Source organism: Ruegeria atlantica (genome assembly GCF_013032505.1).
Taxonomy (GTDB): domain Bacteria; phylum Pseudomonadota; class Alphaproteobacteria; order Rhodobacterales; family Rhodobacteraceae; genus Ruegeria; species Ruegeria atlantica_F.
This window is the reverse complement of record NZ_WQCG01000003.1, coordinates 451,406-472,597: the sequence shown is the minus strand read 5'-3', so window position 1 is coordinate 472,597 and position 21,192 is coordinate 451,406. Positions and strand designations below refer to the sequence as shown.

The window sequence follows — 21,192 nt, the reverse complement described above, 5'->3', positions numbered from 1 at the left end:
GAAGGGGTGATCAGGAGTGGTTTTCAAGCGCCGAGACCGACGCTCACCTGTCCAGATCGCGTCTGAATTCGTCTATCCCCGAGGGGGGTGGACGCGGGCCTTTCACTACGTCAAACACCGTGTTCGCAGGTTGCCGGATTCCCCCGAACGCATCGCGCGCGGGATCGGCGCGGGTGTTTTCACGGCCTTTACCCCTTTCTACGGATTGCATTTTCTAGTCGCCGCCGTAATCGCCCGTCTGATCAACGGCAATATTCTGGCCGCGCTCAGCGGGACGTTTTTTGGCAATCCTCTGACCTATGTGCCCATTGGGGTCGTGTGTCTGCAGACGGGTCATTTCCTGCTGGGTGATGATTTTAGAAAAGAAGAAACCAAGGGCCTGATGAAAAACTTCGGCGACGCGCTGGGGGATCTCAAGAACAACTTTGTCGCTTTGTTTACCGACCGTGTTGCTGATTGGCGGGGCTTGAGCGTTTTTTATGATGAGGTGTTTTTTCCATATTTTATTGGCGGGATACTGCCCGGTTTGCTGGCCGGAGCGATCTGCTATTACCTCAGCCTGCCATTAATTCGGACGTACCAGCAACGTCGTCGTGACAAGATCAAGGCAAAGTTTGACGAAATCAAACGCTTGGCCGAAACAAAGCCTGCCGTTCCACATACGAATGCCCTAGGTTCGGACCAAGGGCTGAAGAAGGATTCGAGCGATGTCTGACAACCAACTGCGTCTTGGCGTGAATATCGACCACGTGGCCACAGTGCGTAACGCGCGGGGCGGGGCCTATCCTGACCCTTTGCGCGCTGCAAAGCTAGCCGAAGAGGCCGGGGCTGACGGCATCACCGCGCATCTGCGCGAAGATCGCCGCCATATCTCGGATGCAGATATCGACGGGTTGATGGAGGTTCTGTCAGTACCGTTGAACTTTGAGATGGCCGCGACGCCAGAGATGCAGAAAATTGCGCTGCGCCACAAACCTCATGCCGTTTGCATCGTTCCCGAAAAGCGCGAGGAACGCACCACTGAAGGCGGGCTGGAAGTCGCGCGCGAGGAAAACAAGCTGGCCCATTTCATTGCACCGCTGCGCGAAGCCGGGTGCCGTGTGTCGATCTTTATCGCCGCGGACAAGCGCCAGATCGAAGCCGCACACCGGATTGGCGCCGAAGTGATCGAGCTGCACACCGGTGCATATTGCGACGCGATGGCCGAGGGTCACATGGACGCGGCCAACCGCGAACTAGAAGCCCTGCGCGAGATGTCATCATTTGCCCATTCGCTGGGCCTTGAGGTCCACGCGGGGCACGGCCTGACCTATGACACCGTGCAACCGATCGCGGCGTTCCCCGAAGTGCGCGAGTTGAATATTGGCCACTTCCTGATCGGCGAGGCCATCTTCCGCGGTCTCACACCAGCGATTGCCGAAATGCGCCGCCTGATGGACGAGGCGCGGGCATGATCACGCCCGGATTTGTCGCCATCTGGTTTGCCTGGCTGATGGCCGGTGGCTCTCCGGGACCGGCGACTATGGGGATCGCCGGAACGGCTATGAACGAAGGCCGTCGCGCGGGGTTGGTGTTTGCCTTGGGTATCTGCGCGGGATCTGCTGCGTGGGGCATTGCCGCTGCGCTGGGGCTGTCAGCGATCATGCTGGCCAATATCTGGGTGTTCGAGGTAATCCGCTATGCGGGCGTGGCCTATTTGGGCTGGCTGGCGGTCAAGGCATTGCGCCGGGCAATGACGTCAGATGAAGTCGCTATGGGCAACCCCGTCACCGGCTCTTTGCGCGCAATATTTGCCAAGGGCGCGGCCATCCACCTGACAAACCCAAAGGCGATCCTGAGTTGGGGTTCGATCTATGCCATCGTGGCCCCGAATGATGCGAGCCTGTCGATGCTGCTGGGTTACTTCGCCATGCTCTATGCAGGATCTTTGCTTGTCTTCATCGGCTACGCCTTTCTCTTCTCCTCGGAACGTATGGTGCGAGCCTACCGCCGCGCCCGCCGCTGGTTCGATTTTGCATTTGCCGGGTTTTTTGGACTGGCAAGTTACAAGATTCTGACGGTGCGGTTGGGTTGATAAGGGCAAGGGAATGAACTTCAGTCTGCTCAGATACCTAGCGGTGTTTTCTGCGGCATATCTTGCCGTTAACGTGTTAGGCATTGTCGAACTGGTCTGGCTGGCTTTGTCGCTGGAATTTGAATTCAACAGATACTTGGGATCACGGTTTTTGTTCCTCTACCCGGGGATCTTTTTTGGCCAGTACATCGTGGATCAGTTTTTTGCCATGTTGATAGTCATTTGCCTTGTTGTGTTCGCCATATCCGCCCTTGTGGAAGGGTATTACTATTACAATCGTAATTCCGCTGTACCATCCAATGCGAGCATGTTGTCTGGATCAGTTGCGATGGCGGTGAGTGGAATTGGGGTGATCTACTTGGCTATTCTATTGATTTACTTCATTGCTCTCGAAGACCTGTCCCTTCTCGAATTCGGGTTCGACTTTTGGGAGTACTATTGGATTGCAGCCCTAGTAGTTACTGCGTCGATCGTGTGCCGGGTTGCGTTTGGCGTCGGTCTCAGACAGGCGCAACCCGTTACAAAAGGTATTGCCAAATGATCCTCGGTATCGGCACGGATCTCGCGAATATAGACCGCATTCAGGGTACGCTCGATCGGTTCGGAGACCGGTTTCGCAACCGTGTATTCACTGAGATTGAACAGAGCAAAGCCGAACGACGCGCTGATGTCGCCGGAACCTATGCCAAACGCTGGGCTGCAAAAGAGGCATGTTCTAAGGCGTTAGGCACGGGTCTGGCGATGGGCATCGCCTGGAAGGATATGTCGGTGACCAATCTGCGCACGGGTCAGCCAGTGATGCATGTCACGGGGTGGGCGGCGGATCGACTGAAAGAGATGACGCCCGAAGGGTATGAGGCCATCATCCACGTCACCCTTACCGACGATCACCCCTGGGCACAGGCATTCGTGGTGATCGAGGCGCGCCCGCTTCAAGATAGCACCACGCAGCCTTGACTTGCCCCCACCCGACCCGCATGTAGCACCCCAACAACCTAACGACCGGAGAGCAGTATGGCCGAGGAAGCCAAAACAGGTAACGCCGTGTGGGAGACGATCAAGACCATCGTATATGCCCTGCTGATCGCGGGCGTGTTCCGCACGATCCTGTTCCAGCCATTCTGGATTCCGTCGGGCTCGATGAAGCCCACCTTGCTGATCGGCGATTTCCTGTTCGTCAACAAAATGTCCTATGGCTATTCTTACGCCTCATGCCCCAGCCTGATCATCCCGAGCGTCGGCCTGAATGTTGACGCCGAAGATATCTGCGGCTGGATGCAAAGCGGCGAAAACACTCGCATCTGGGGTGGTGACCCCGAACGTGGTGACGTCATCGTTTTCCGCCACCCGGTCAGCGGCCGCGACTACATCAAGCGTCTGATCGGCCTGCCCGGGGACCGCGTTCAGGTGCGGGACGGTCAGATCATCCTGAACGGCACACCAGTACAACAACAGCCAGATGGCGTGTTCACTGAAATTGCCGAACCACAAGGTTCGCAAGGTCTGCGCCCGCGCTGCGAAAATGGCCCTGTCGGCTTCGGCGGAGTCTGTGAAAAATCGCGGATGATCGAAACTTTGCCAAACGGTGTGTCATACGAAGTGCTGAACATCGGCAATCAGGCGGCGGACAATACCGGTATCTATACGGTTCCCGAAGGCCATTACTTCTTCATGGGTGACAACCGCGACAACTCCAGTGACAGTCGCGTGCCACAATCCGCAGGCGGCGTCGGCTATGTGCCCTACGAAGACCTGATCGGTCGGGCGGACCGTATCCTGTTCTCGTCTGCTGGCCGGTCGATGCTGTTCTTCTGGACGTGGCGCGGGGATCGCTTCTTCAAGGCGGTCAATTGAGGCTTTCTGCCGAGATAAAGGCGTTCCAGCAGCGTCTGGGGTATGAATTCGCCAACCCTGAACTACTGGTGCGGGCGCTGACGCATGGTTCGGTGTCGTCCTCGACACGGCCCGACAATCAGCGGTTGGAGTTTCTGGGCGATCGGGTTCTGGGCCTTGTCATGGCGACCGCCTTGCTGGAGGCCGACAAGAAAGCTTCGGAAGGGCAATTAGCCCCGCGGTTCAATGCGTTGGTCCGTAAAGAGGCCTGCGCCGATGTGGCCCGACAGATCGACCTTGGCGCGGTGCTGAAACTGGGCCGGTCCGAGATGCTGTCAGGTGGGCGCCGCAAACAGGCCTTGCTGGGTGACGCGATGGAGGCGGTGATCGCCGCTATCTATCGCGATGCCGGATTTGAGGCAGCCCGGGACGTCATCCTGCGACTTTGGGGAGATCGTGTCCACAACGTTGAAGCGGATGCCCGGGACGCCAAAACATCGCTTCAGGAATGGGCGCAGGCGCGCGGGCAAAAACCGCCCGCTTACGTCGAGGTCAAACGCAGCGGCCCCGATCACGCCCCGGTGTTTACCATTGCGGCTCGGTTGCAGGACGGAACTGAAGCGCAGGCAACGGCAGGGTCGAAACGTCAGGCGGAACAAGCCGCCGCAAAGGCGCTGCTGGATCAGTTGAAATAGCAACCCTCGACAGCCCGAACATGTCACAATTCTCAATCTAACTTGAGGCCTATGGCGGACCTCGGGTCGCGGGCGTATCTGAACATCATCCGCTTTGGCGCATTTCTAAGAACAAGCGAGCAAAGCGAAATGGATACAATGAGTTGAGGCATTTCCATGCAAAACGCAAAACTGACTACCGTGAATATCGGCTTTTTGTTCATCGCCGGTTTTATCGCCACGATCGCCTTCGATTTCTGGGGGCAGGCTGTCAGCCCCGGCATCGGCTGGGCCAATCTTTCACCGGAAGGGCTGGCTCAGAGCCTGTTGTCCAGTCTCGGCCTGCCCAGCAATGCGTTTTTGGGCTTTTTCGTGCACTTCTATCTTGTGGGCCTGATTGCCTATCCGCTGGGGTGGTTTCTTATCTTCAAACCGGTCTGGGTTAAGGTACTTGGCTCCGTTCATATGTTTGTGGCCTCGGCTATTTACGGATTTGGTCTCTGGGTTTTTGCTTTGGGCGGTATCACGACCTTGTCCGGTCTGCCGACCTTCCTGAACTTCTCGGCGATCACTTGGGTCGCACTGATCGGGCATGTTCTTTACGGGATCGTTATGGTTGCCGTCCTGCGGCTGATTGAGCGCCAGAACGGCTGAGCCAAAGAGGGGGGGCGCCTTGTGCGCCCCTCATACCACCCGGATAAATCCTGTCAGCCCTGTCTTCTGGTGCTCGATGACATGACAGTGAAACGCCCAGTCGCCCGGGTTATCGGCGACAAGCGCGATCTCGGCCACCTCGTCCTTCAGCAGCAGCATGGTGTCGGTCAGCAGGGGCGGCAGTTGTCGCAGGTTCGACCGTAACGGGACAAAGGCCAGCCCGTGCAGGTGGATCGGGTGCAGGTTGGGGGATTCATTTCGCAGTCGCAGCACATAGGTTTTGCCCATTTCCAGTGTTGCGAGCGGACCGACACCCTGTGCCGCGTCACCGGGCCATGGCTTGCGGTTGATCGACCAGAAGTTATACCCCAGCGAGCCGCAGAATCCATTGTTGGGCTGACCTCCTTCGGGGGTCCAACCAAAAACAAACTCGTGCAGTTCGGCGTTGGTAAGATCGGGTTTGGAGACCGGGTTTAAAGGCAGGGGGCGCAATTCTTGCAGGCCTCGTGCCGCCGATGATCCTATCGCGCGCAGCTGCGCCATGGGTCTGTGTGGCTGACCCGGCAGTTTTGCCATAAGGGCGACGCTGCGCCCTTCGTCGCCCGGCATTGCAACTGCAAAATCCACGCGCTGACCTGGTCCCAACAGAAGTGGCTCATCTGCGCTGGGCATTGGAATGCTGATCTCAAGCGGATGGCCATCCCACGCGATGATCCGCGCATCGCCACCCTCAAGATGTAATTTGTAGATGCGCGTTGTGTCCGTATTCACCACTCGCAATCGCACAAGGCTGCCCGCAGTGTGATCGTAGACAGGACCTTGTATCCAATTGGCGGTGTGGACGTTGCCGAACGTTCCGGCCCGTGCTGCGCCTCGTTGAGTAAAAGCCGGCAGAAACACACCATCATCGTCCAGCCGGAAATCACGCAGGTTGATCACTTGTTCGCTGTCAAAACCGGGGTTTTCGGGTTCGGCAATCACCATAACGCCCGTCAGGCCGTGGGCCATCTGCTCCATCGTCATACAATGCGGATGATACCAATAGGTGCCTGCATCCGGAGGCGTGAACTCGTAGTTGAAGATCTCACCTTCGCCCATTGGCATCTGGGTCAGGTACGGGACCCCGTCCATATTGTTGGCGATCCGCATCCCATGCCAGTGCATTGCGGTATACTCAGAGAGCGTATTGCGCACTGGCAGTTGCATCAATTCGCCCTGTTTGCCGTACAAGACCGGTGGCGGCGCGTTCGGGGACAGGCTAACCATCCCGGTCGTCACCGTATCTCGCAGGGCAAAGCTTGCCGGTTGAATGGTTAACTCCGGCGTCCCCTGCGCCAACCCGAAACCGCCCAGACCCAGCGCGCCGGCAGTGGCCCCGCTGCCCAAAAGAAACTCGCGACGTTTCATGTCTTGCCTCATTTTCCGATGGTTGCCTGGCTGGATTTGGCGCGGCTTGGATGAGGCGTGCCACCGATTTTGCATGGCCGCAATGCGACAAATCCCTCTGGCCCGCCGGGGCTTTCTGCTATAGGGGTGCGCACTTGCAAACAGGATCGCCAGACACATGACCACACGCGCCGGATTTATCGCCCTGATCGGAGAGCCCAATGCAGGCAAATCCACCCTTCTGAACCGCATGGTCGGGGCCAAGGTCTCGATCGTGACGCATAAGGTGCAAACCACCCGCGCCCGTATTCGCGGCGTGGCGATGGAAGGCGATGCACAACTGGTCTTTGTGGACACTCCGGGTCTGTTCAAACCTCGCCGCCGTCTGGACCGCGCCATGGTTGCAGCGGCCTGGGGCGGGGCAGCAGATGCGGATGTTGTTGTGCTGATGGTCGAGGCGCATCGTGGCATCACCGAAGGGGTGGAGCGCATCCTTGAGGGTCTGGAAGAGATTGGGCAGGGAAGAAAGATTGCGCTGGCGATCAACAAGATCGACAAGGTCCAATCTGAGGTGCTGCTGGCCCTGACAAGTGACCTGAACGCACGCTATCCGTTTTCCGAAACCTTCATGATTTCCGCTGAAAAGGGCTATGGCGTTGACGATCTGCGCAAATGGCTGGCGTCAGAATTGCCCGAAGGCCCGTGGTTGTATCCCGAAGATCAGATTGCAGATTTGCCCCTGCGCATGATCGCCGCTGAAATGACGCGCGAGAAACTGACCCTGCGCCTGCACCAGGAACTGCCCTATCAGCTGACGGTCGAGACCGAAAACTGGGAAGAGCGCAAAGACGGTTCCGCCAAGATTGATCAGGTCATCTATGTCATGCGCGACGGTCACAAGGGCATCGTGCTGGGCAAACGTGGCGAGACGATCAAAGCTGTCAGTCAGGCGGCCCGGGCCGAACTGGAAGAATTCCTGGATCGCAAAATCCACCTGTTCCTGCAGGTCAAGGTCCGCCCGAACTGGCTGGAAGAGTCCGAGCGTTACTCGGAAATGGGGCTGGACTTCAAAGACGGCAACGCATGACTCGCCTGACGGCCGACTTCTGGGTGCACGCCTATCTGGCGCGACTTCGTTTCCAGGAAATCCCGGCTTTTGTCGTGTCGCATGGTGATGACACGGCGGGCGCTGTTTTGGTCAAACTAAACACGCTGGACGGGCAAGCTGTTGCATTTCAGCGTAGCTTTGATCTGATGAGCGGTGAGCGCAAATGGGTCGAACTCTCATCCGGTGCAGAGGCAGATGTAGACGATGCCATCACCCGGCAACGCAGTTTTGACCCCGACCTTTGGGTGATCGAAGTTGAAGATCGGCAAAGGCGCCATTTATTGGGGGAAGAGGGGTTGGAATAGCTCTCACAGCCATCGGTTTTGACTGTCGCGTCAAGCGCGCCGGTGTTGGGTGAGACCTAGTCAAATTCATAGGTTTTGGCGGAAAACAATATACGGCTTGTTTGAGATTGTACGATTGTCGGCGCTTCGGAGTTCAGCAAACTGCCGACGCAGAGACTCTGGCTTCGATTTCATTGTCACACGCTGCAATTCCATTCACTGCATCCGTTTGATCCAGTCCAACAAAATGCTATCTGAGAATGCGTACATGGCCCTATCGAGTTGAAAAACGATGAAAACCTTTGCTCTGACCTGCTGTTCAATGTGCCTTGTTTTGGGCGTGACAGCGTCGCCCGCTTTTGCGCAACAAAGGTTAGGGTGGGTATATCAAATAGACGGGTTGGCAGCCTACCAAAGTGATGCGGACCTAAGTGACGGCGGAGAGTTCTCGGCCAGCCGGGCGTTTTTGCGAACTACCGCTATGTATAATCTGGATGGTGGAACCTCGGTTGGGCTTTCGGCAAGCATCGGCCGTTTCGACTACAACTTCAGCCAGGCGAACAACCAGCCGTGGGAGGATATCCGCGATATCAGAATCTCGGCCCCGGTACGATTTCGTGTCGGCAACACGGCCAGCGTGTTTTTATCACCGCAGATCCGATGGGATTATCAAAGCGGCGCTGATGCATCGGACGGCAGGACCTATGGCGTTTTCGCCGGTATCGCTTGGAAGTTAAGCGAGAACCTGACCATCGGCCCCGCCTTCGGGGCGTTTTCTCAGCTTGAAGATGATGATGTCGATTTCTTTCCGGCGCTTCTGGTGGATTGGGATATCAATGATCGATGGAATCTGAATACGGGTTCGGGGATTGGTGCAACGCAGGGGCCGGGGCTGACACTTAACTATGCGCTGAACGACACAATGACCCTCGGCCTGTCTGCCAGGTCCGAGCGTGTTCGGTTCCGGCTTGATGGGGATGGGTTGGCCCCGAGCGGAATAGGCGAGGACAAAAGCATTCCAGTTGTGGTTTCCTTTGGCTACAACCCCAACCCCGGCGTTTCGCTGAACGTATTCGCGGGTGCCGAATTAGATGGCCGTCTTACGCTGGATGATGCGAACGGTACGGAACTTAGCCGTCAGAGCTATGAAACAGCGCCGCTGGTTGGGGTGGCCTTTCGGGCTCGTTTCTAGGTCCAAAGGTTCTTGCGGATGCGCACGCCTTGCGATTTGTTGCATTGAAAGGGCGAGCTGTGGATGAGAGGAGCCTGATTTGGACTGGCGCGATCACGGCATCCTTCTGACCACCAGACGCCACGGCGAAACCGCGGCGATTATCGAGGTGTTCACCGAAGACCACGGTCGGCATGCCGGCGTCGTGCGCGGAGGGACCAGTCGGAAGATCGCCCCGATCCTGCAACCCGGCGCACAACTGGATGTTCTTTGGCGCGCCCGGTTGCAAGAGCATATTGGCACATTCCAGGTTGAACCCCTTCGTTCACGCGCTGCAGCGGCGTTTTCCGGGCGGATGGCGCTGGCCGGCCTGAACGCCGTGGTTGCGCTCATGTCGTTTTGTCTGCCTGAACGTGAGCCACACCCGAGCATCTATAAACAGACGGAACAGCTTATGGATCTGCTGGGGCAGGACGATATCTGGCCGCTGGCATACTTGCGCTGGGAATTGGCGTTACTTGAAGAATTGGGTTTTGGTCTGGACCTGTCGACCTGTGTGGTTACAGGGGCTAGCGAAGGGTTGATTTATGTCTCACCAAAGACCGGTCGAGCCGTCAGCGCCGCTGGAGCCGGGGAATGGGCGGATAAGCTGTTGCCTCTGCCGCCGTGTTTGCGCGGTGAAGGCTTGGCACCGGACGGCGAGATTGCCGCAGGGTTAAAAACCACCGGTTACTTTTTGGAACACCACCTTGCCCCATCCTTGGGCCACAACCCCTTGCCCGAGGCGCGGGCAAGGTTTGTGGATCAGTTCACTCGGCGGCTTTGAAGACCATCTCGTGCCCGTCGTCATTGCGTAGGATCAGCACGTCGCCGGAGACTTCGGACTGTGTCATCGCAATCAACGCGGCGAAATAGAATCCTTCGGCCTCAAGTCCGGCGCAGGCTGAGCGTGTTGCGGTCAGATCCATAATCTCAAACCATGGGTAGGGTGCATTCAGGATGCCGCTATAGCTATTGCATGGGGCGTTGCCGGCGATCTTGCCCTCTTCAGGGAACCGCAGCATGGCACTGGACTCGAAAGGCTGTCCGTCAATTTCCTGCAGCACCCAAGTCTTGTCCGCGGCGCCATAGGCGGCAATAGATTCGTCCCTGTCGCATTGAAACAGGCCAATCAAGGGCAGTGTTAGGATCAGGCGCATCATACGGGTGTCTTACTGTCTTGTTGGCGCTGAGGGAACCGGAGAGGCCAGATTAGTAGGGGATCTCACCACTGATCAGTTCGTCGCGAACTTCCAGGCGTGGCCTCCAGTTGTATCTGGTATCCTCAGATACCTGATCCCAAAACAGAGCACCGCTGTTGCGCCATGGATCAAGGATGATGCCATCTTTCATCGTGTCTCCTTTGGCGCTGATAGCGGCAGAATGGTGGATGATCCGAAAAGCGGTTGGGGGCGACGTAGCCCAGTGCACGTCCAGAGTGCGGAAGTTTTCCTGTTGCAAGCGGCGGGTCATGGCCTGCGCCCAGTCGTTGCACAAACCCTTTTCCCGAAATCCGTTGATGACCTTGGTGTTATGGATGATCGCCGGGTCGGTGACGTTCCAATCCCGCTTCAGTTGCTGTGAGTAGGAGTAAGCGATGCTGGCGGCCTTTTGCGCTTCGGCCGGATCGACTTGCGGTCCAAGATCTTCGATCGCCAGCGCAAGTTCGTCTGTCTCGCTCTGGCCCGCCACAGGGTGGGTTGCGGCGCAACCGCCTAGTATCAGGGCTGCGATCATCGCCCAAAGCGCAAAAAATAGTCGGGTCATTCTATCTTCACCATCCTTCGGCCCGGTCTGGGTCGCAGCGTGCCCTAAAGGGGTTTCCGCCAAAAGCAAAGGGGGAAGTTTTTTGTACAGGACACAGAAAGGGTCTCTTTCTGGTCACAGATCGAACGTCATGTATTTGAAGCCAGGGCGTTGAGCAAAGAAAATGACCCGGCACAAGGCCGGGTCTAGTTGGGGAAACGGGATACCTAATTCCGGTCAGCCCAGCAGACGCCGAGCAATGACCTGTGCCTGAATTTCGGCAGCCCCCTCAAAAATGTTTAGAATGCGCGCGTCACACAGAACGCGGCTGATCTTGTATTCCAGCGCGAAACCGTTGCCGCCGTGAATTTGCAGACCATTATCCGCCGCAGCCCAGGCGACACGAGCGCCCAGCAGCTTGGCCATACCGGCCTCAAGGTCGCAGCGGTGACCGTGATCTTTTTCCCATGCCGAGAAATAGGTCAGCTGACGGGCGATCATGATCTCGACCGCCATCATGGCCAGCTTGCCGGACACGCGCGGGAAGTTGATCAGTGACTTGCCAAATTGCTTACGGTCCTGCGCGTATTGCATCGCGATATCCAGCGCGCTTTGGGCGACCCCAATGGCGCGGGCAGCGGTTTGGATGCGTGCGCTTTCGAAGGTTTCCATCAGCTGTTTAAAGCCTTTGCCTTCTTCGCCGCCCAACAGGTTCTCGCCTTTGACTTTGAACCCGTCAAAACCAAGTTCGTATTCTTTCATACCGCGATAGCCAAGGACTTCGATCTCGCCGCCGGTCATGCCGGGGGTAGGGAACGGGGTCTCGTCTGTACCGGGCGTCTTTTCCGCAAGGAACATGGACAAGCCGCGGTGATCGGTGGTGTCCGGGTTGGTCCGAGCCAGCAGGGTCATCACATGGGTCCGCGCCGCGTGGGTGATCCATGTCTTATTGCCGGTGATCTCATAATCACCTTCCGCGTTTTTGACCGCGCGCGTACGCAGGCTGCCAAGGTCCGAACCGGTATTGGGTTCGGTGAAGACCGCGGTTGGCAGAATCTCGGCGCTGGCAAGCTTTGGCAGCCAGTTGGCCTTTTGTTCATCGGTGCCGCCCGCGATGATCAGCTCGGCCGCGATCTCGGACCGAGTGCCCAGTGAGCCTACGCCAATGTAACCACGCGACAATTCTTCTGAGACCACGCACATCGAGGCTTTGGACAAGCCGAACCCACCGAACTCTTCGGGGATGGTCAGGCCAAAGACACCCATTTCGGCCAGTTCCTCGATGACTTCCATCGGGATCAGCTCGTCTTTGAGGTGCCATTCATGGGCATAGGGTTCGACCTTTTCGACCGCATAGCGGCGGAACTGGTCGCGGATCATCTCGAGTTCTTCATCCAGGCCTGAGGCGCCGAACATAGTGGCGCCGGCCTGATCTTCCATCAGAGCCACCAGCCGTGTGCGGGCTGCCTGAGAATTGGCCTGCGCCATCAGCGTTTGAATTTCGGGGATTTGAAAGCCGGATAGGGCGTCCCAACCCAATCCCATGTCCTGAAGACGCACGAGTTCGCTCTGGTTCATCGGAATGCCGCCTGCGACCTGATGCAGGTATTCGCCAAATGCGATCTGGTGCAGCAATTGTTCGATCTCACCGAACTTGCCATCGGCCTCCAGCGCTTCGGCCCAGCGTTGCATCTGTTTCAGCGACTGTGAATATGTCGCCAGCCACGACAGGCCGTGAGCGGCTGTTTGATTGGCTTCGATCAAAGCACCAGATACCCGGCCATCAGCGGAAACCATGCCGCGAACCGACTCGCGGGCAAGCTCGAAAACTGTCTCAACGGCGGGTGCAGCCGCACGGGTCAGCGTCAGAAGATCGGGCAAAATCGCAGGTGTCGTCATCTGGGTCATATCCTGTCCGTCATGGGCCATGAATCGTGTCCTTTTTCCGTGTCGTCTGGTCATACCATGCTGCACGTGCAGCGCAACAAAAATACGTATTACGTTACGAAAAAGTTCTAATATTACTTGCGCATTTTTGCAGTGCAGCGCTCGTCAGGGATGATATCACGGGGCCATGACATTGTTTTCCTTACTGTCCCCGCAGGATCTTCTGCTGGCTCTGAGCGTTGCGTTTTTGGCAGGGTGGGTCAAAGGTATTGTCGGATTTGCCATGCCGATGGTTATGGTTTCCGGGTTGAGTGTCTTTTTGCCGCCCGAGCTGGCCATTGCAGGCCTCATCCTTCCGACGCTTGTTACCAATGTATTTCAGGCGTTGGGCCAGGGCGTTTCCGCGGCGGTGACTTCGATTAAACAATTCCGCATTTTTCTGATTGTGGGCCTGGTGTTCCTTTTGGCCGGTGCCAAGCTTGTAACATTGGTGCCGACCACGACCTTCTTGTTGATGATTGGCGTTCCGGTCACGTTCTTTGCTCTGATCCAGGTTCTGGGTGTGAAATTGGTTCTGAAAGAGCCATCGGCCCGAATTGAGGCTCTGATAGGGGCTGTCGCGGGATTTGTCGGCGGAATGTCTGGTATCTGGGGCCCGCCGACGGTGGCGTACCTGACGGCTTTAAACACACCCAAGGCGGCGCAAATGCGTGTGCAGGGGGTCATCTATGGGCTGGGCGCGATTGCCCTCGTGGTTGCCCATCTGGGGTCGGGTATCTTGCGGGCCGATACTGCGCCGTTTTCGGCTGCGCTGATTCCTCCGGCGGTGGCCGGGATGTGGGTGGGACTGCAGTTGCAGTCGAGGATCGATCAGGCGCTGTTCCGTAAAGTGACGTTGATTGTTCTGCTGGCCGCCGGATTGAATCTGCTGCGCCGCGGTCTGATGGGCTAAACCCTGCGATCCATAAATCGAAACGCGAAGTAGAGCCCCAACATCAGGAAAAACAGACCCGAGATATCGCCGATCAGATAGGCAACATACTCTATTCCTGAACTGCCAAAGCTCATATTTGTCATGGCCGATGCCAAAACCGACGTAATCACGCCTACACCCATGACGCATAACCAACAGGGTTTGCGATCAGATCTTGGAAACAAGTCCCAGCCGGCCCACTTTATTATGTAGAACACTGCCGGGACAGTTGTGACCGCTATGATGATCGCCAACAATCTGCTGGGCAAAAAGACATCCATTCCCCCTAGAAACGCGAATACGGCAAAGACACCTGGCAACAGCGCGAAGATTGCACGCCATCCCAGCAGCCACGCCGCCAGAACCCTAACCCCATGGGGCAGGAATAACAGGCTTGCCCGGCTTGGATATTCCGGAAAGAACACGTTTTGCAGCGGCATCAAAACCTCGAACGTGAGGAAAGATGCAACTACGTAAGCCAATGAGGCGATGAAGGTATCAGAGGCCCATCTGCGCACGCGGTTTAGCCATCGACGCGCAGGTTGGGGGCATCACCTGGGCGCATGTACGATATACCGCCCCCGGTTGGCGTTGCCGCTTTGGGACAGATAACCTTTTTGGACCAGCGATTTCAGCGCACGGAAAAATGTCGGGCGCGAGACGCTTTGAACAAGGGTATGCTCGATCAAACCGAACGTACGGACTTCCTGATCGGCTTTAGACAATTCTTCAGCCGCGTAGTAAATGTCACGCTCAACCGGAGAGAGTTGTTCCAGCCCAAGCGTCCGTTCCATACTTTGCATCAATTTGCGAAGTTCGGTCAGTTTCGAGATTTCCGTCATTTGTTTACCTGTCGTTTTCCCTGTCGCCTTTCGCGCTAAAGCGAAAGTTAGAAACTCGCTGAAACTGAATTTTTTCAGCACGTCTCATGTTGACACCCATCCCCGATGGATTACACTAGATATCTGATTAGGTTGCTCAAATCGCGAATGTGAGTGCGCGCTCATTGAGTGTCCCCAAGGTCTTTTTACTTCCTGCCCGGTGCGAAAGCGCCGGGCTTTTACGTCATAATGACACAGTGGAGTACTGCAATCTGCTGCAGCGGGCAATGAATTTGTATATGCAAGGTGCATTATACAACCACAAGAAGATTACCGCGCAGTTACTCGTCTGTGGGAGGAGGAAGGGGGCGAAAACCGCCCCCTTTTGATATCAACCGATTGCGACGGCTTTGATGTCATCGTCAATAAAGGGCAAATACTGCTCGAAATTCTCGGCAAACATCTGCACCAGTTTTTCAGCCTGCTTGTCAAATGCCGCCTGATCATCCCAAGTGCGGCGCGGGTCCAGCAGAACTTCGGCAACGCCGGGAACGGAGACCGGGACGTCAAAGCCGAAATTCGCATCCTTGCGGAACTCGGCGTCGCGCAACGAACCTTCCAGCGCCGCGGTCAGCAGTGCGCGGGTTGCGCGGATCGGCATCCGGCTGCCAACGCCATAAGCGCCGCCGGTCCAGCCGGTGTTCACCAGCCAACAAGTTGCACCGTGTTGAGCGATCTTGTCGCGCAGCAGATTGCCGTACTCTTCTGGGCGACGCGGCATGAACGGCGCGCCAAAGCAGGTCGAGAACGTGGGCTGAGGCTCGGTTACGCCACGCTCGGTTCCTGCGACTTTCGACGTGAAGCCAGACAGGAAGTGATACATCGCTTGTGCCGGTGTCAGTCGCGCGATCGGAGGCAGAACACCAAATGCGTCACAAGTCAGCATGATGATGTTCTTGGGATGCCCACCCAGCGCGCTGCTCGAGGCGTTCGATATATACTCCAGCGGATAAGCGCAGCGCATGTTCGCGGTCAGCGAGTCATCCTCGAAATCCAGTTCCTTGGTTTCGGGGTCGAAGACCATGTTCTCGATCACGGTGCCGAATTTGCTGGTTGTCGCATAGATTTCCGGCTCGGCTTCCGCGTTGAGGTTGATGGTCTTGGCATAGCAACCGCCTTCGAAGTTGAAAGTGCCGCGATCCGACCAACCGTGTTCGTCATCCCCGATCAGCGTACGCGACGGGTCCGCCGACAAGGTGGTCTTGCCGGTGCCGGACAAGCCGAAGAACACCGCAGTATCCACCGGGTTGCCAACAGCGTGGTTGGCCGAGCAGTGCATCGGCATCACGCCTTTTTCCGGCAGCATGTAGTTCAGAAGGGTGAAGACGGACTTCTTGTTCTCACCTGCGTATTCCGTGCCACCGATCAGGATCAGCTTGCGGTCGAAGTTCAGCGCAATCACCGTCTCGCTGCGACAACCATGCTTGGCCGGGTCGGCCTGGAAGCTGGGGCAGTTGATGACGGTAAAGTCCGCAACGAACTCTTCCAGATCTTCGCGATCGGGACGACGCAGCAGGTGCCGGATGAACAGATTGTGCCAGGCCAGTTCGGTGACCATGCGCACGTTGATCGAATAGGCCGGATCGGCACCACCAACGAGATCTTGGACGAAATAATCGCGGCCCTTCATGTGCTCGAGCATGTCAACGTAGAGCGCGTCAAACCCCTCGGGGGTCATCACGGCGTTGTTTTCCCACCAGATGGTGTCAACGACGCTGTCGGTTTTGACGACGTGCTTGTCCTTGGGCGAACGGCCGGTGAATTTGCCGGTGGTGACCAGAAAAGCTCCGCCATTGCCAAGGGTGCCCTCGCCGCGCTTCAGCGCTTCTTCGATCAGCGCCGGTTCCATGAAGTTGTAATAGACATTTCCCAGACCCTCGATGCCCTGATCTTCGAGGCGGAATTGCGGGTTAACCCGTCCAGATGTCATGCGTTTCTTCTCCTGTGGCGGCGCGTCGGCGAATGGGCCGGGATGCGCTCTTGGGGCAGTATACCGGGAAAACCCGGCGGATAGGCGGGTCTTAACATGGTCGTTTGGGGCATGAACAGGACGGTTTGGCGCAGTTAGCGCAACCAAGTCAAAGTTTAGCGCCACCACTAATTTCCTGTAGGAAAACAAGGCACTTTTCTGCGCGCATTAACGGCTTTTTTGCCGCATCTGTGTGACAACAATCGCACGATTCGCAGATACGGATTGATTCGGGGCCATAAAAACGACAAAGATGCCTTACTAATAAGAGAAATATTGCGTGAGTGAGCAGGAATAGGGGTTAACCCGATGTCGAAGATTGCATTGGTGGACGACGACAGGAATATTCTGACGTCCGTTTCCATGACACTTGAAGCCGAAGGGTTCGAGGTCGAGACTTATAATGATGGACAGGCAGCGCTGGACGCTTTCAACAAAAAGCTGCCCGATATGGCTGTTCTGGATATCAAGATGCCGCGGATGGACGGGATGGACCTGTTGCAACGCTTGCGGCAAAAAACCCAAATGCCAGTGATTTTCCTTACATCCAAGGATGACGAGATTGATGAGGTCCTCGGCCTGCGCATGGGCGCGGACGACTACGTCAAAAAGCCTTTCTCTCAGCGTCTTCTGGTCGAACGCATCCGCGCGCTGCTGCGCCGGCAAGAGGCGACAACTGGCGATGTGACAACCGCCAACACGGGTGACGCCAAAGTAATGGAGCGCGGTGATCTGCGGATGGATCCCCTGCGCCATGCGGTCAGTTGGAAGGGCTCGGACGTTTCTTTGACCGTAACCGAGTTTCTGTTGTTGCAAGCGTTGGCTCAGCGACCGGGCTTTGTCAAAAGTCGCGATCAGCTGATGGATGTGGCCTATGATGATCAGGTCTATGTGGATGATCGAACGATCGACAGCCATATCAAGCGACTGCGCAAGAAAATGCGCGCTGCCGATCCTGAGTTTTCGGCTATCGAAACACTGTATGGAATTGGCTACAGGTACAACGAAGAATAGGCGTGGCCAAATACTAGGGGTAACCGGGTCTCGTGCGCGATACGGAACAAGCCAGCGAATTGCGGGACGGTGATGTCGTTCTGGGGGATGATTGGGTCATCCCGCAGGATCCCGAGTCGGCCGAGTTTCGGGGTGCGCGCCGCCGCCGCGGCCTCTTTGCAATGCGCGGCTCGCCGCTGGCGCGCAAGATCATCACCCTCAACCTGATCGCTTTGGTGACCTTGGTCGCTGGATTGCTGTATCTCGACGATTCCCGTGATGAACAGGTTCAACAGACGGCGCGCAACCTGATCGGGGACGCGCAGCTGGTCAGTAATGTGTTCGAAGCACAACTGCGCCAGACGGCATCTGGCTTGACGCAGGATGCCACTGTGCTGGATGTGAAAGACACGCTGGAGGGTCTCACTCTGCCCGAAGGCGGCGAGGTCTTTGTCTACGACGCGCGGGGCACTCTGATTGGATGGGCGCGCGGCGCGGCATCCGAGCAGGCGGCCCTGTTGGCTTCCGAATCCGAGATTCAAACTGGCAGTACCCTGATCAGTGACGCCTTGAACGCTGTTTGGACAGGCCTGTCACGCGTGTTTACCGGATCTGAATCTTCTGAAGCACCTACGCTGGCGCAGCGGGTTCAGGCAATTGTTCCCGGCGCGTTGCAGGGACAGATGCAGGTGGAAGCCGTTAAGGATGACTTTGGCGAGACGGTAATCGTAGCAGCCGCCCCGATCCTGCAGGATGGTGTCGCCGTAGGGGCCGTCGCCATGGCCGGCCCCTCCGGTGAGATTGACGCCCTCGCCCGACGGGCGCAGGAACGCATCCTGCAGATGTTTATCGTCGCGCTTCTTGTGTCGATCGGACTTAGCCTTGTTCTTGCCTCAACAATCGCAAATCCGCTGGCCGATCTTGCTGCGGCCGCCGAACTGGGCAAGGACCGGGGTGCCGGGGTGAACCCTGGCCGCATCCGTATTCCCGACCTGACCGCGCGTCCCGACGAAATCGGTCTGCTCAGTCGTGCGTTGCGGGGCATGGTAACGGCGCTCTACAACCGAATTGACGCGAACGAACAATTCGCCGCTGACGTCGCGCACGAGATAAAGAACCCTCTGGCAAGCCTTCAGTCTGCCGTGGGAACGTTGCGAATGGTCAAGCGGGAGGACCAGCGCGAGAAACTGATGGGTGTAATCGAACATGACGTTCGCCGTCTGGACCGTTTGGTCAGTGATATTTCGAACGCGTCCCGTCTGGATGCTGAACTGGTCAAGGAAGAAGAACAGCCATTCGATCTGTTGAAGTTGGTCGGCAATATCAGCCAGTACCTGGGTGAAGATGCGCGGGCCAAGGGGATCGACTATGTAACCGACCTGCCGTCCAACCCAATCGTAATAAACGGGCTGGAGGCGCGACTGGCGCAGGTCTTTGTCAATCTGATCACCAACGCCATTTCGTTCTGCGAAGACGGCGACGCGATCCGCGTTTGGGTGCGGCGGCGCGAAAACCGGGTGCTGGTTGTGGTCGAAGACACAGGCCCAGGTATTCCGGAACAGGCGCTGACCAAAGTCTTCAAAAGGTTTTATTCGCAGCGCCCTGCTGAACACTTTGGAAACAACTCCGGCCTAGGGTTGGCAATCTCAAAACAGATTGTCGAAGCGCACGGCGGTGTGATCTGGGCCGAAAACATCCGGCCGACCGACGCTGATGTTACTTCGGACCCACTGGGCGCGCGCTTTGTTGTCGGGTTGCCCGTGTAAATTATGAGCGCCCCGACAATCTATGATCTGGAAAAACAGGAAAATGCCATAATTCATGCCAGCTGCGTTGCTGTTGTTGGGCGGGGTTTGCTGATTGTCGGCGCATCAGGGGCGGGTAAGTCCGCGTTGGGCTTGCAGATGATCGCTTTGGGCGCTGAACTTGTTGGCGATGACCGCGTGGCTTTGCGAAGCAATGGCGGCGAGGTGACAGCCGATGCAGCCCCGAACATCCGCGGCGTAATTGAGGCCCGCGGTATCGGACTGTTACGCGCATCACCGGTGGGACCCGTGGGTTTGCGCTATGTGGTGGACCTTGACCTTCAGGAAAAAGCGCGATTGCCTGATCCGACCTCGATCCGAACCCTGGGGCAAACTGTTCCCTTGCTTCGCGGGCATGGCGTACCCAATTTGGCATCAGCATTGATGCAATTGATGAAAATGGGACGTGTGAACCCGGAATGGCCCAGCAAATGAAACAACAACGGCGTATCGTTCTGGTCACAGGCCCTTCGGGTGCTGGGCGTACAACGGCGATCCGTGTGCTTGAGGATTTGGGCTTCGAGGCAATCGATAACTTGCCGATGGGTTTGATGATGCGCTTGCTGGACGGTTCAGAAAACGATCGGCCGATGGCCCTAGGCATTGATGCACGAAATCGCGATTTCTCGACAATTGGGTTCATTGATCTTGTGATGCGGCTGCGGCGGACAGAGCGGGTGGAGCTCACGATTCTCTATCTTGATTGCCGAAACGAAGTGCTGCTGCGCCGGTTTTCGGAAACCCGACGGCGCCATCCCGTTGCGGCCAATGCCGGTCCAGAATCCGGTGTGCTGCAGGAAAAAGAGCTGTTGGCCCCGATCCGTGAAATCGCCGACATTCTGATCGATACCAGCCAGCTAAACGTTCACCAGCTGCGCAAGGAGGTCGAACACTGGTTCGCTCCGGAAGGCGGCCGGCATTTAGCGGTGTCGATCGAGTCCTTTTCATACAAGCGGGGTTTGCCACACGGGTTGGATATGGTTTTTGACTGCAGGTTTCTTGCCAACCCGTATTGGCGGGCGGAATTGCGCGCGGAAGACGGTCGAAACCCGGATGTCGCGCGCTACGTTCAGTCAGACGAAAACTATGCACCGTTCTTCGACCGCGTTGTCGATCTGTTGCAAACACTGCTGCCGGCATATCGCGCCGAAGGTAAAGCGCACCTATCCGTGGCCTTCGGGTGTACCGGAGGGCAACACAGATCGGTCGCAACTGCAGAAGCGGTCGCAAAGGCCCTTGCACAGGAGGGGCAGCAAGTGGCAATTAGGCACCGCGAAATGGAACGTCGATCGTTGAATGAGAGGCCGGATTGATCGGGATCGTACTCGTAGCACATGGCGGGCTGGCTCAGGAGTATCTGGCCGCAATGCAACATGTGGTCGGAAAGCAACCAGGCCTGGCGGCGATCTCGATTGAGGCTGACCATGACCGGGAAGCCAAGCAGTCGGAAATCTGCACCGCCGCAGACGGTGTCGATGTCGGGGACGGAGTGGTCGTCGTCACGGATCTCTTTGGCGGTAGCCCTTCGAATCTGAGTCTCAAGGCCTGCACACCGCAGGATCGCCGTATTCTTTACGGGGCAAATCTGCCTATGCTGATCAAACTGGCTAAAAGTCGCCACCTGCCGATCGGGGATGCGGTCCGGCGGGCGATGGAGGCTGGACGTAAGTACATTAATGCCCAGAATGTGACGTTGGATTAAGACCGGATTGATT

The 21,192-nt window shown here is 57.0% G+C and carries 25 protein-coding genes; 18 read left to right on the top strand and 7 right to left on the bottom strand.

Annotated elements, in window-relative coordinates:
- Positions 1–16 precede the first annotated feature (16 nt).
- The 8 genes from GOW92_RS14005 (at position 17) to GOW92_RS13970 (ending at position 5,235) form a co-directional block, all read left to right on the top strand.
- Entirely contained in the window at positions 17–715 is a 699-nt protein-coding gene (locus tag GOW92_RS14005; protein WP_170561208.1) for a DUF2062 domain-containing protein, read from the top strand.
- On the top strand, positions 708–1,454 hold the full coding sequence (locus tag GOW92_RS14000) for a pyridoxine 5'-phosphate synthase (protein ID WP_170561207.1): 747 nt from the start codon (positions 708–710) through the stop codon (positions 1,452–1,454). Before GOW92_RS14005 ends, GOW92_RS14000 begins: the two co-directional genes overlap by 8 nt.
- Positions 1,451–2,074, top strand: a complete 624-nt coding sequence (locus tag GOW92_RS13995; protein ID WP_170561206.1) for a LysE family translocator — start codon at positions 1,451–1,453, stop codon at positions 2,072–2,074. Before GOW92_RS14000 ends, GOW92_RS13995 begins: the two co-directional genes overlap by 4 nt.
- A gap of 13 nt (positions 2,075–2,087) precedes the next feature.
- The gene (locus GOW92_RS13990; protein ID WP_170561205.1) at positions 2,088–2,615 is read left to right on the top strand and encodes a hypothetical protein; all 528 of its coding nucleotides are present in this window, start codon (positions 2,088–2,090) and stop codon (positions 2,613–2,615) included.
- On the top strand, positions 2,612–3,031 hold the full coding sequence (acpS, locus tag GOW92_RS13985) for a holo-ACP synthase (protein ID WP_170561204.1): 420 nt from the start codon (positions 2,612–2,614) through the stop codon (positions 3,029–3,031). Before GOW92_RS13990 ends, acpS begins: the two co-directional genes overlap by 4 nt.
- Positions 3,032–3,088: 57 nt before the next feature.
- The gene (lepB, locus tag GOW92_RS13980) at positions 3,089–3,928 is read left to right on the top strand and encodes a signal peptidase I (protein ID WP_170561203.1); all 840 of its coding nucleotides are present in this window, start codon (positions 3,089–3,091) and stop codon (positions 3,926–3,928) included.
- Complete coding sequence (rnc, locus tag GOW92_RS13975; protein ID WP_170561202.1) at positions 3,925–4,602, top strand: ribonuclease III; 678 nt, start codon at positions 3,925–3,927, stop codon at positions 4,600–4,602. The genes lepB and rnc overlap by 4 nt, the downstream gene beginning before the upstream one ends.
- A gap of 156 nt (positions 4,603–4,758) precedes the next feature.
- On the top strand, positions 4,759–5,235 hold the full coding sequence (locus tag GOW92_RS13970; protein ID WP_170561201.1) for a hypothetical protein: 477 nt from the start codon (positions 4,759–4,761) through the stop codon (positions 5,233–5,235).
- A 30-nt stretch (positions 5,236–5,265) separates the two neighbouring features.
- Here GOW92_RS13970 and GOW92_RS13965 read toward each other — a convergent pair whose 3' ends face one another.
- Entirely contained in the window at positions 5,266–6,642 is a 1,377-nt protein-coding gene (locus GOW92_RS13965) for a multicopper oxidase family protein (protein WP_170561200.1), read from the bottom strand.
- Between the two features lie 157 nt (positions 6,643–6,799).
- Between GOW92_RS13965 and era the strand changes: the two genes are divergently transcribed.
- From era to recO, 4 genes are all read left to right on the top strand, one after another.
- Positions 6,800–7,708: a GTPase Era gene (gene era / locus GOW92_RS13960; protein WP_170418990.1), complete on the top strand. Its 909-nt coding sequence runs from the start codon at positions 6,800–6,802 to the stop codon at positions 7,706–7,708.
- Positions 7,705–8,034 carry a DUF1491 family protein gene (locus GOW92_RS13955; RefSeq protein ID WP_170561199.1) on the top strand — a complete coding sequence of 110 codons (330 nt, stop codon included), beginning with the start codon at positions 7,705–7,707 and terminating at the stop codon, positions 8,032–8,034. Before era ends, GOW92_RS13955 begins: the two co-directional genes overlap by 4 nt.
- Positions 8,035–8,305: 271 nt before the next feature.
- Complete coding sequence (locus GOW92_RS13950; protein WP_170561198.1) at positions 8,306–9,205, top strand: hypothetical protein; 900 nt, start codon at positions 8,306–8,308, stop codon at positions 9,203–9,205.
- A 79-nt stretch (positions 9,206–9,284) separates the two neighbouring features.
- Positions 9,285–10,010, top strand: coding sequence for a DNA repair protein RecO (recO, locus tag GOW92_RS13945; protein ID WP_170561197.1), 726 nt, complete (start codon positions 9,285–9,287; stop codon positions 10,008–10,010).
- Here recO and GOW92_RS13940 read toward each other — a convergent pair.
- From GOW92_RS13940 to GOW92_RS13930, 3 genes are all read right to left on the bottom strand, one after another.
- Positions 9,994–10,386 (bottom strand): META domain-containing protein, encoded by a 393-nt coding sequence (locus GOW92_RS13940; protein ID WP_170561196.1) that lies wholly within the window; start codon positions 10,384–10,386, stop codon positions 9,994–9,996. The genes recO and GOW92_RS13940 overlap by 17 nt on opposite strands.
- Positions 10,387–10,435: 49 nt before the next feature.
- The gene (locus GOW92_RS13935; protein ID WP_170561195.1) at positions 10,436–10,990 is read right to left on the bottom strand and encodes a hypothetical protein; all 555 of its coding nucleotides are present in this window, start codon (positions 10,988–10,990) and stop codon (positions 10,436–10,438) included.
- 216 nt (positions 10,991–11,206) lie between these two features.
- Complete coding sequence (locus GOW92_RS13930; RefSeq protein WP_170561194.1) at positions 11,207–12,898, bottom strand: acyl-CoA dehydrogenase family protein; 1,692 nt, start codon at positions 12,896–12,898, stop codon at positions 11,207–11,209.
- Between the two features lie 145 nt (positions 12,899–13,043).
- Here GOW92_RS13930 and GOW92_RS13925 point away from each other — a divergent pair, with 145 nt between their 5' ends.
- Entirely contained in the window at positions 13,044–13,808 is a 765-nt protein-coding gene (locus GOW92_RS13925; RefSeq protein WP_170561193.1) for a sulfite exporter TauE/SafE family protein, read from the top strand.
- On the opposite strand, the gene GOW92_RS13920 is transcribed toward GOW92_RS13925, so the two are convergent.
- From GOW92_RS13920 to GOW92_RS13910, 3 genes are all read right to left on the bottom strand, one after another.
- Complete coding sequence (locus GOW92_RS13920; RefSeq protein WP_368040284.1) at positions 13,805–14,347, bottom strand: hypothetical protein; 543 nt, start codon at positions 14,345–14,347, stop codon at positions 13,805–13,807. The genes GOW92_RS13925 and GOW92_RS13920 overlap by 4 nt on opposite strands.
- A 33-nt stretch (positions 14,348–14,380) precedes the next feature.
- Entirely contained in the window at positions 14,381–14,671 is a 291-nt protein-coding gene (locus GOW92_RS13915) for a hypothetical protein (protein ID WP_058273655.1), read from the bottom strand.
- 370 nt (positions 14,672–15,041) lie between these two features.
- Positions 15,042–16,640: a phosphoenolpyruvate carboxykinase gene (locus GOW92_RS13910; protein WP_170561192.1), complete on the bottom strand. Its 1,599-nt coding sequence runs from the start codon at positions 16,638–16,640 to the stop codon at positions 15,042–15,044.
- 348 nt (positions 16,641–16,988) lie between these two features.
- Here GOW92_RS13910 and GOW92_RS13905 point away from each other — a divergent pair, with 348 nt between their 5' ends.
- The 5 genes from GOW92_RS13905 to GOW92_RS13885 are packed head-to-tail and all read left to right on the top strand — an operon-like array spanning position 16,989 to position 21,179.
- The gene (locus GOW92_RS13905) at positions 16,989–17,693 is read left to right on the top strand and encodes a response regulator transcription factor (protein WP_170561191.1); all 705 of its coding nucleotides are present in this window, start codon (positions 16,989–16,991) and stop codon (positions 17,691–17,693) included.
- 32 nt (positions 17,694–17,725) lie between these two features.
- Entirely contained in the window at positions 17,726–19,438 is a 1,713-nt protein-coding gene (locus tag GOW92_RS13900) for a sensor histidine kinase (RefSeq protein WP_170561190.1), read from the top strand.
- Positions 19,439–19,441: 3 nt separating this feature from the next.
- Complete coding sequence (locus GOW92_RS13895) at positions 19,442–19,912, top strand: HPr kinase/phosphorylase (RefSeq protein WP_170561189.1); 471 nt, start codon at positions 19,442–19,444, stop codon at positions 19,910–19,912.
- Positions 19,909–20,790: an RNase adapter RapZ gene (gene rapZ, locus GOW92_RS13890; RefSeq protein ID WP_170561188.1), complete on the top strand. Its 882-nt coding sequence runs from the start codon at positions 19,909–19,911 to the stop codon at positions 20,788–20,790. The genes GOW92_RS13895 and rapZ overlap by 4 nt, the downstream gene beginning before the upstream one ends.
- A complete protein-coding gene (locus GOW92_RS13885; RefSeq protein ID WP_170561187.1) occupies positions 20,787–21,179 on the top strand; it encodes a PTS sugar transporter subunit IIA in 393 nt (130 codons plus the stop codon). The genes rapZ and GOW92_RS13885 overlap by 4 nt, the downstream gene beginning before the upstream one ends.
- Positions 21,180–21,192: the final 13 nt, after the last annotated feature.

Excerpts from the sequence above, each read along its gene's own strand:
- GOW92_RS14000 (WP_170561207.1), top strand. The coding sequence starts at position 708 with ATGTCTGACAACCAACTGCGTCTTGGCGTGAATATCGACCACGTGGCC.
- GOW92_RS13995 (WP_170561206.1), top strand. The coding sequence starts at position 1,451 with ATGATCACGCCCGGATTTGTCGCCATCTGGTTTGCCTGGCTGATGGCC.
- GOW92_RS13990 (WP_170561205.1), top strand. The coding sequence starts at position 2,088 with ATGAACTTCAGTCTGCTCAGATACCTAGCGGTGTTTTCTGCGGCATAT.
- acpS (WP_170561204.1), top strand. The coding sequence starts at position 2,612 with ATGATCCTCGGTATCGGCACGGATCTCGCGAATATAGACCGCATTCAG.
- lepB (WP_170561203.1), top strand. The coding sequence starts at position 3,089 with ATGGCCGAGGAAGCCAAAACAGGTAACGCCGTGTGGGAGACGATCAAG.
- GOW92_RS13970 (WP_170561201.1), top strand. The coding sequence starts at position 4,759 with ATGCAAAACGCAAAACTGACTACCGTGAATATCGGCTTTTTGTTCATC.
- GOW92_RS13965 (WP_170561200.1), bottom strand. The coding sequence starts at position 6,642 with ATGAAACGTCGCGAGTTTCTTTTGGGCAGCGGGGCCACTGCCGGCGCG.
- era (WP_170418990.1), top strand. The coding sequence starts at position 6,800 with ATGACCACACGCGCCGGATTTATCGCCCTGATCGGAGAGCCCAATGCA.
- GOW92_RS13955 (WP_170561199.1), top strand. The coding sequence starts at position 7,705 with ATGACTCGCCTGACGGCCGACTTCTGGGTGCACGCCTATCTGGCGCGA.
- GOW92_RS13950 (WP_170561198.1), top strand. The coding sequence starts at position 8,306 with ATGAAAACCTTTGCTCTGACCTGCTGTTCAATGTGCCTTGTTTTGGGC.
- GOW92_RS13940 (WP_170561196.1), bottom strand. The coding sequence starts at position 10,386 with ATGATGCGCCTGATCCTAACACTGCCCTTGATTGGCCTGTTTCAATGC.
- GOW92_RS13935 (WP_170561195.1), bottom strand. The coding sequence starts at position 10,990 with ATGACCCGACTATTTTTTGCGCTTTGGGCGATGATCGCAGCCCTGATA.
- GOW92_RS13930 (WP_170561194.1), bottom strand. The coding sequence starts at position 12,898 with ATGGCCCATGACGGACAGGATATGACCCAGATGACGACACCTGCGATT.
- GOW92_RS13925 (WP_170561193.1), top strand. The coding sequence starts at position 13,044 with ATGACATTGTTTTCCTTACTGTCCCCGCAGGATCTTCTGCTGGCTCTG.
- GOW92_RS13915 (WP_058273655.1), bottom strand. The coding sequence starts at position 14,671 with ATGACGGAAATCTCGAAACTGACCGAACTTCGCAAATTGATGCAAAGT.
- GOW92_RS13910 (WP_170561192.1), bottom strand. The coding sequence starts at position 16,640 with ATGACATCTGGACGGGTTAACCCGCAATTCCGCCTCGAAGATCAGGGC.
- GOW92_RS13905 (WP_170561191.1), top strand. The coding sequence starts at position 16,989 with ATGTCGAAGATTGCATTGGTGGACGACGACAGGAATATTCTGACGTCC.
- GOW92_RS13895 (WP_170561189.1), top strand. The coding sequence starts at position 19,442 with ATGAGCGCCCCGACAATCTATGATCTGGAAAAACAGGAAAATGCCATA.
- rapZ (WP_170561188.1), top strand. The coding sequence starts at position 19,909 with ATGAAACAACAACGGCGTATCGTTCTGGTCACAGGCCCTTCGGGTGCT.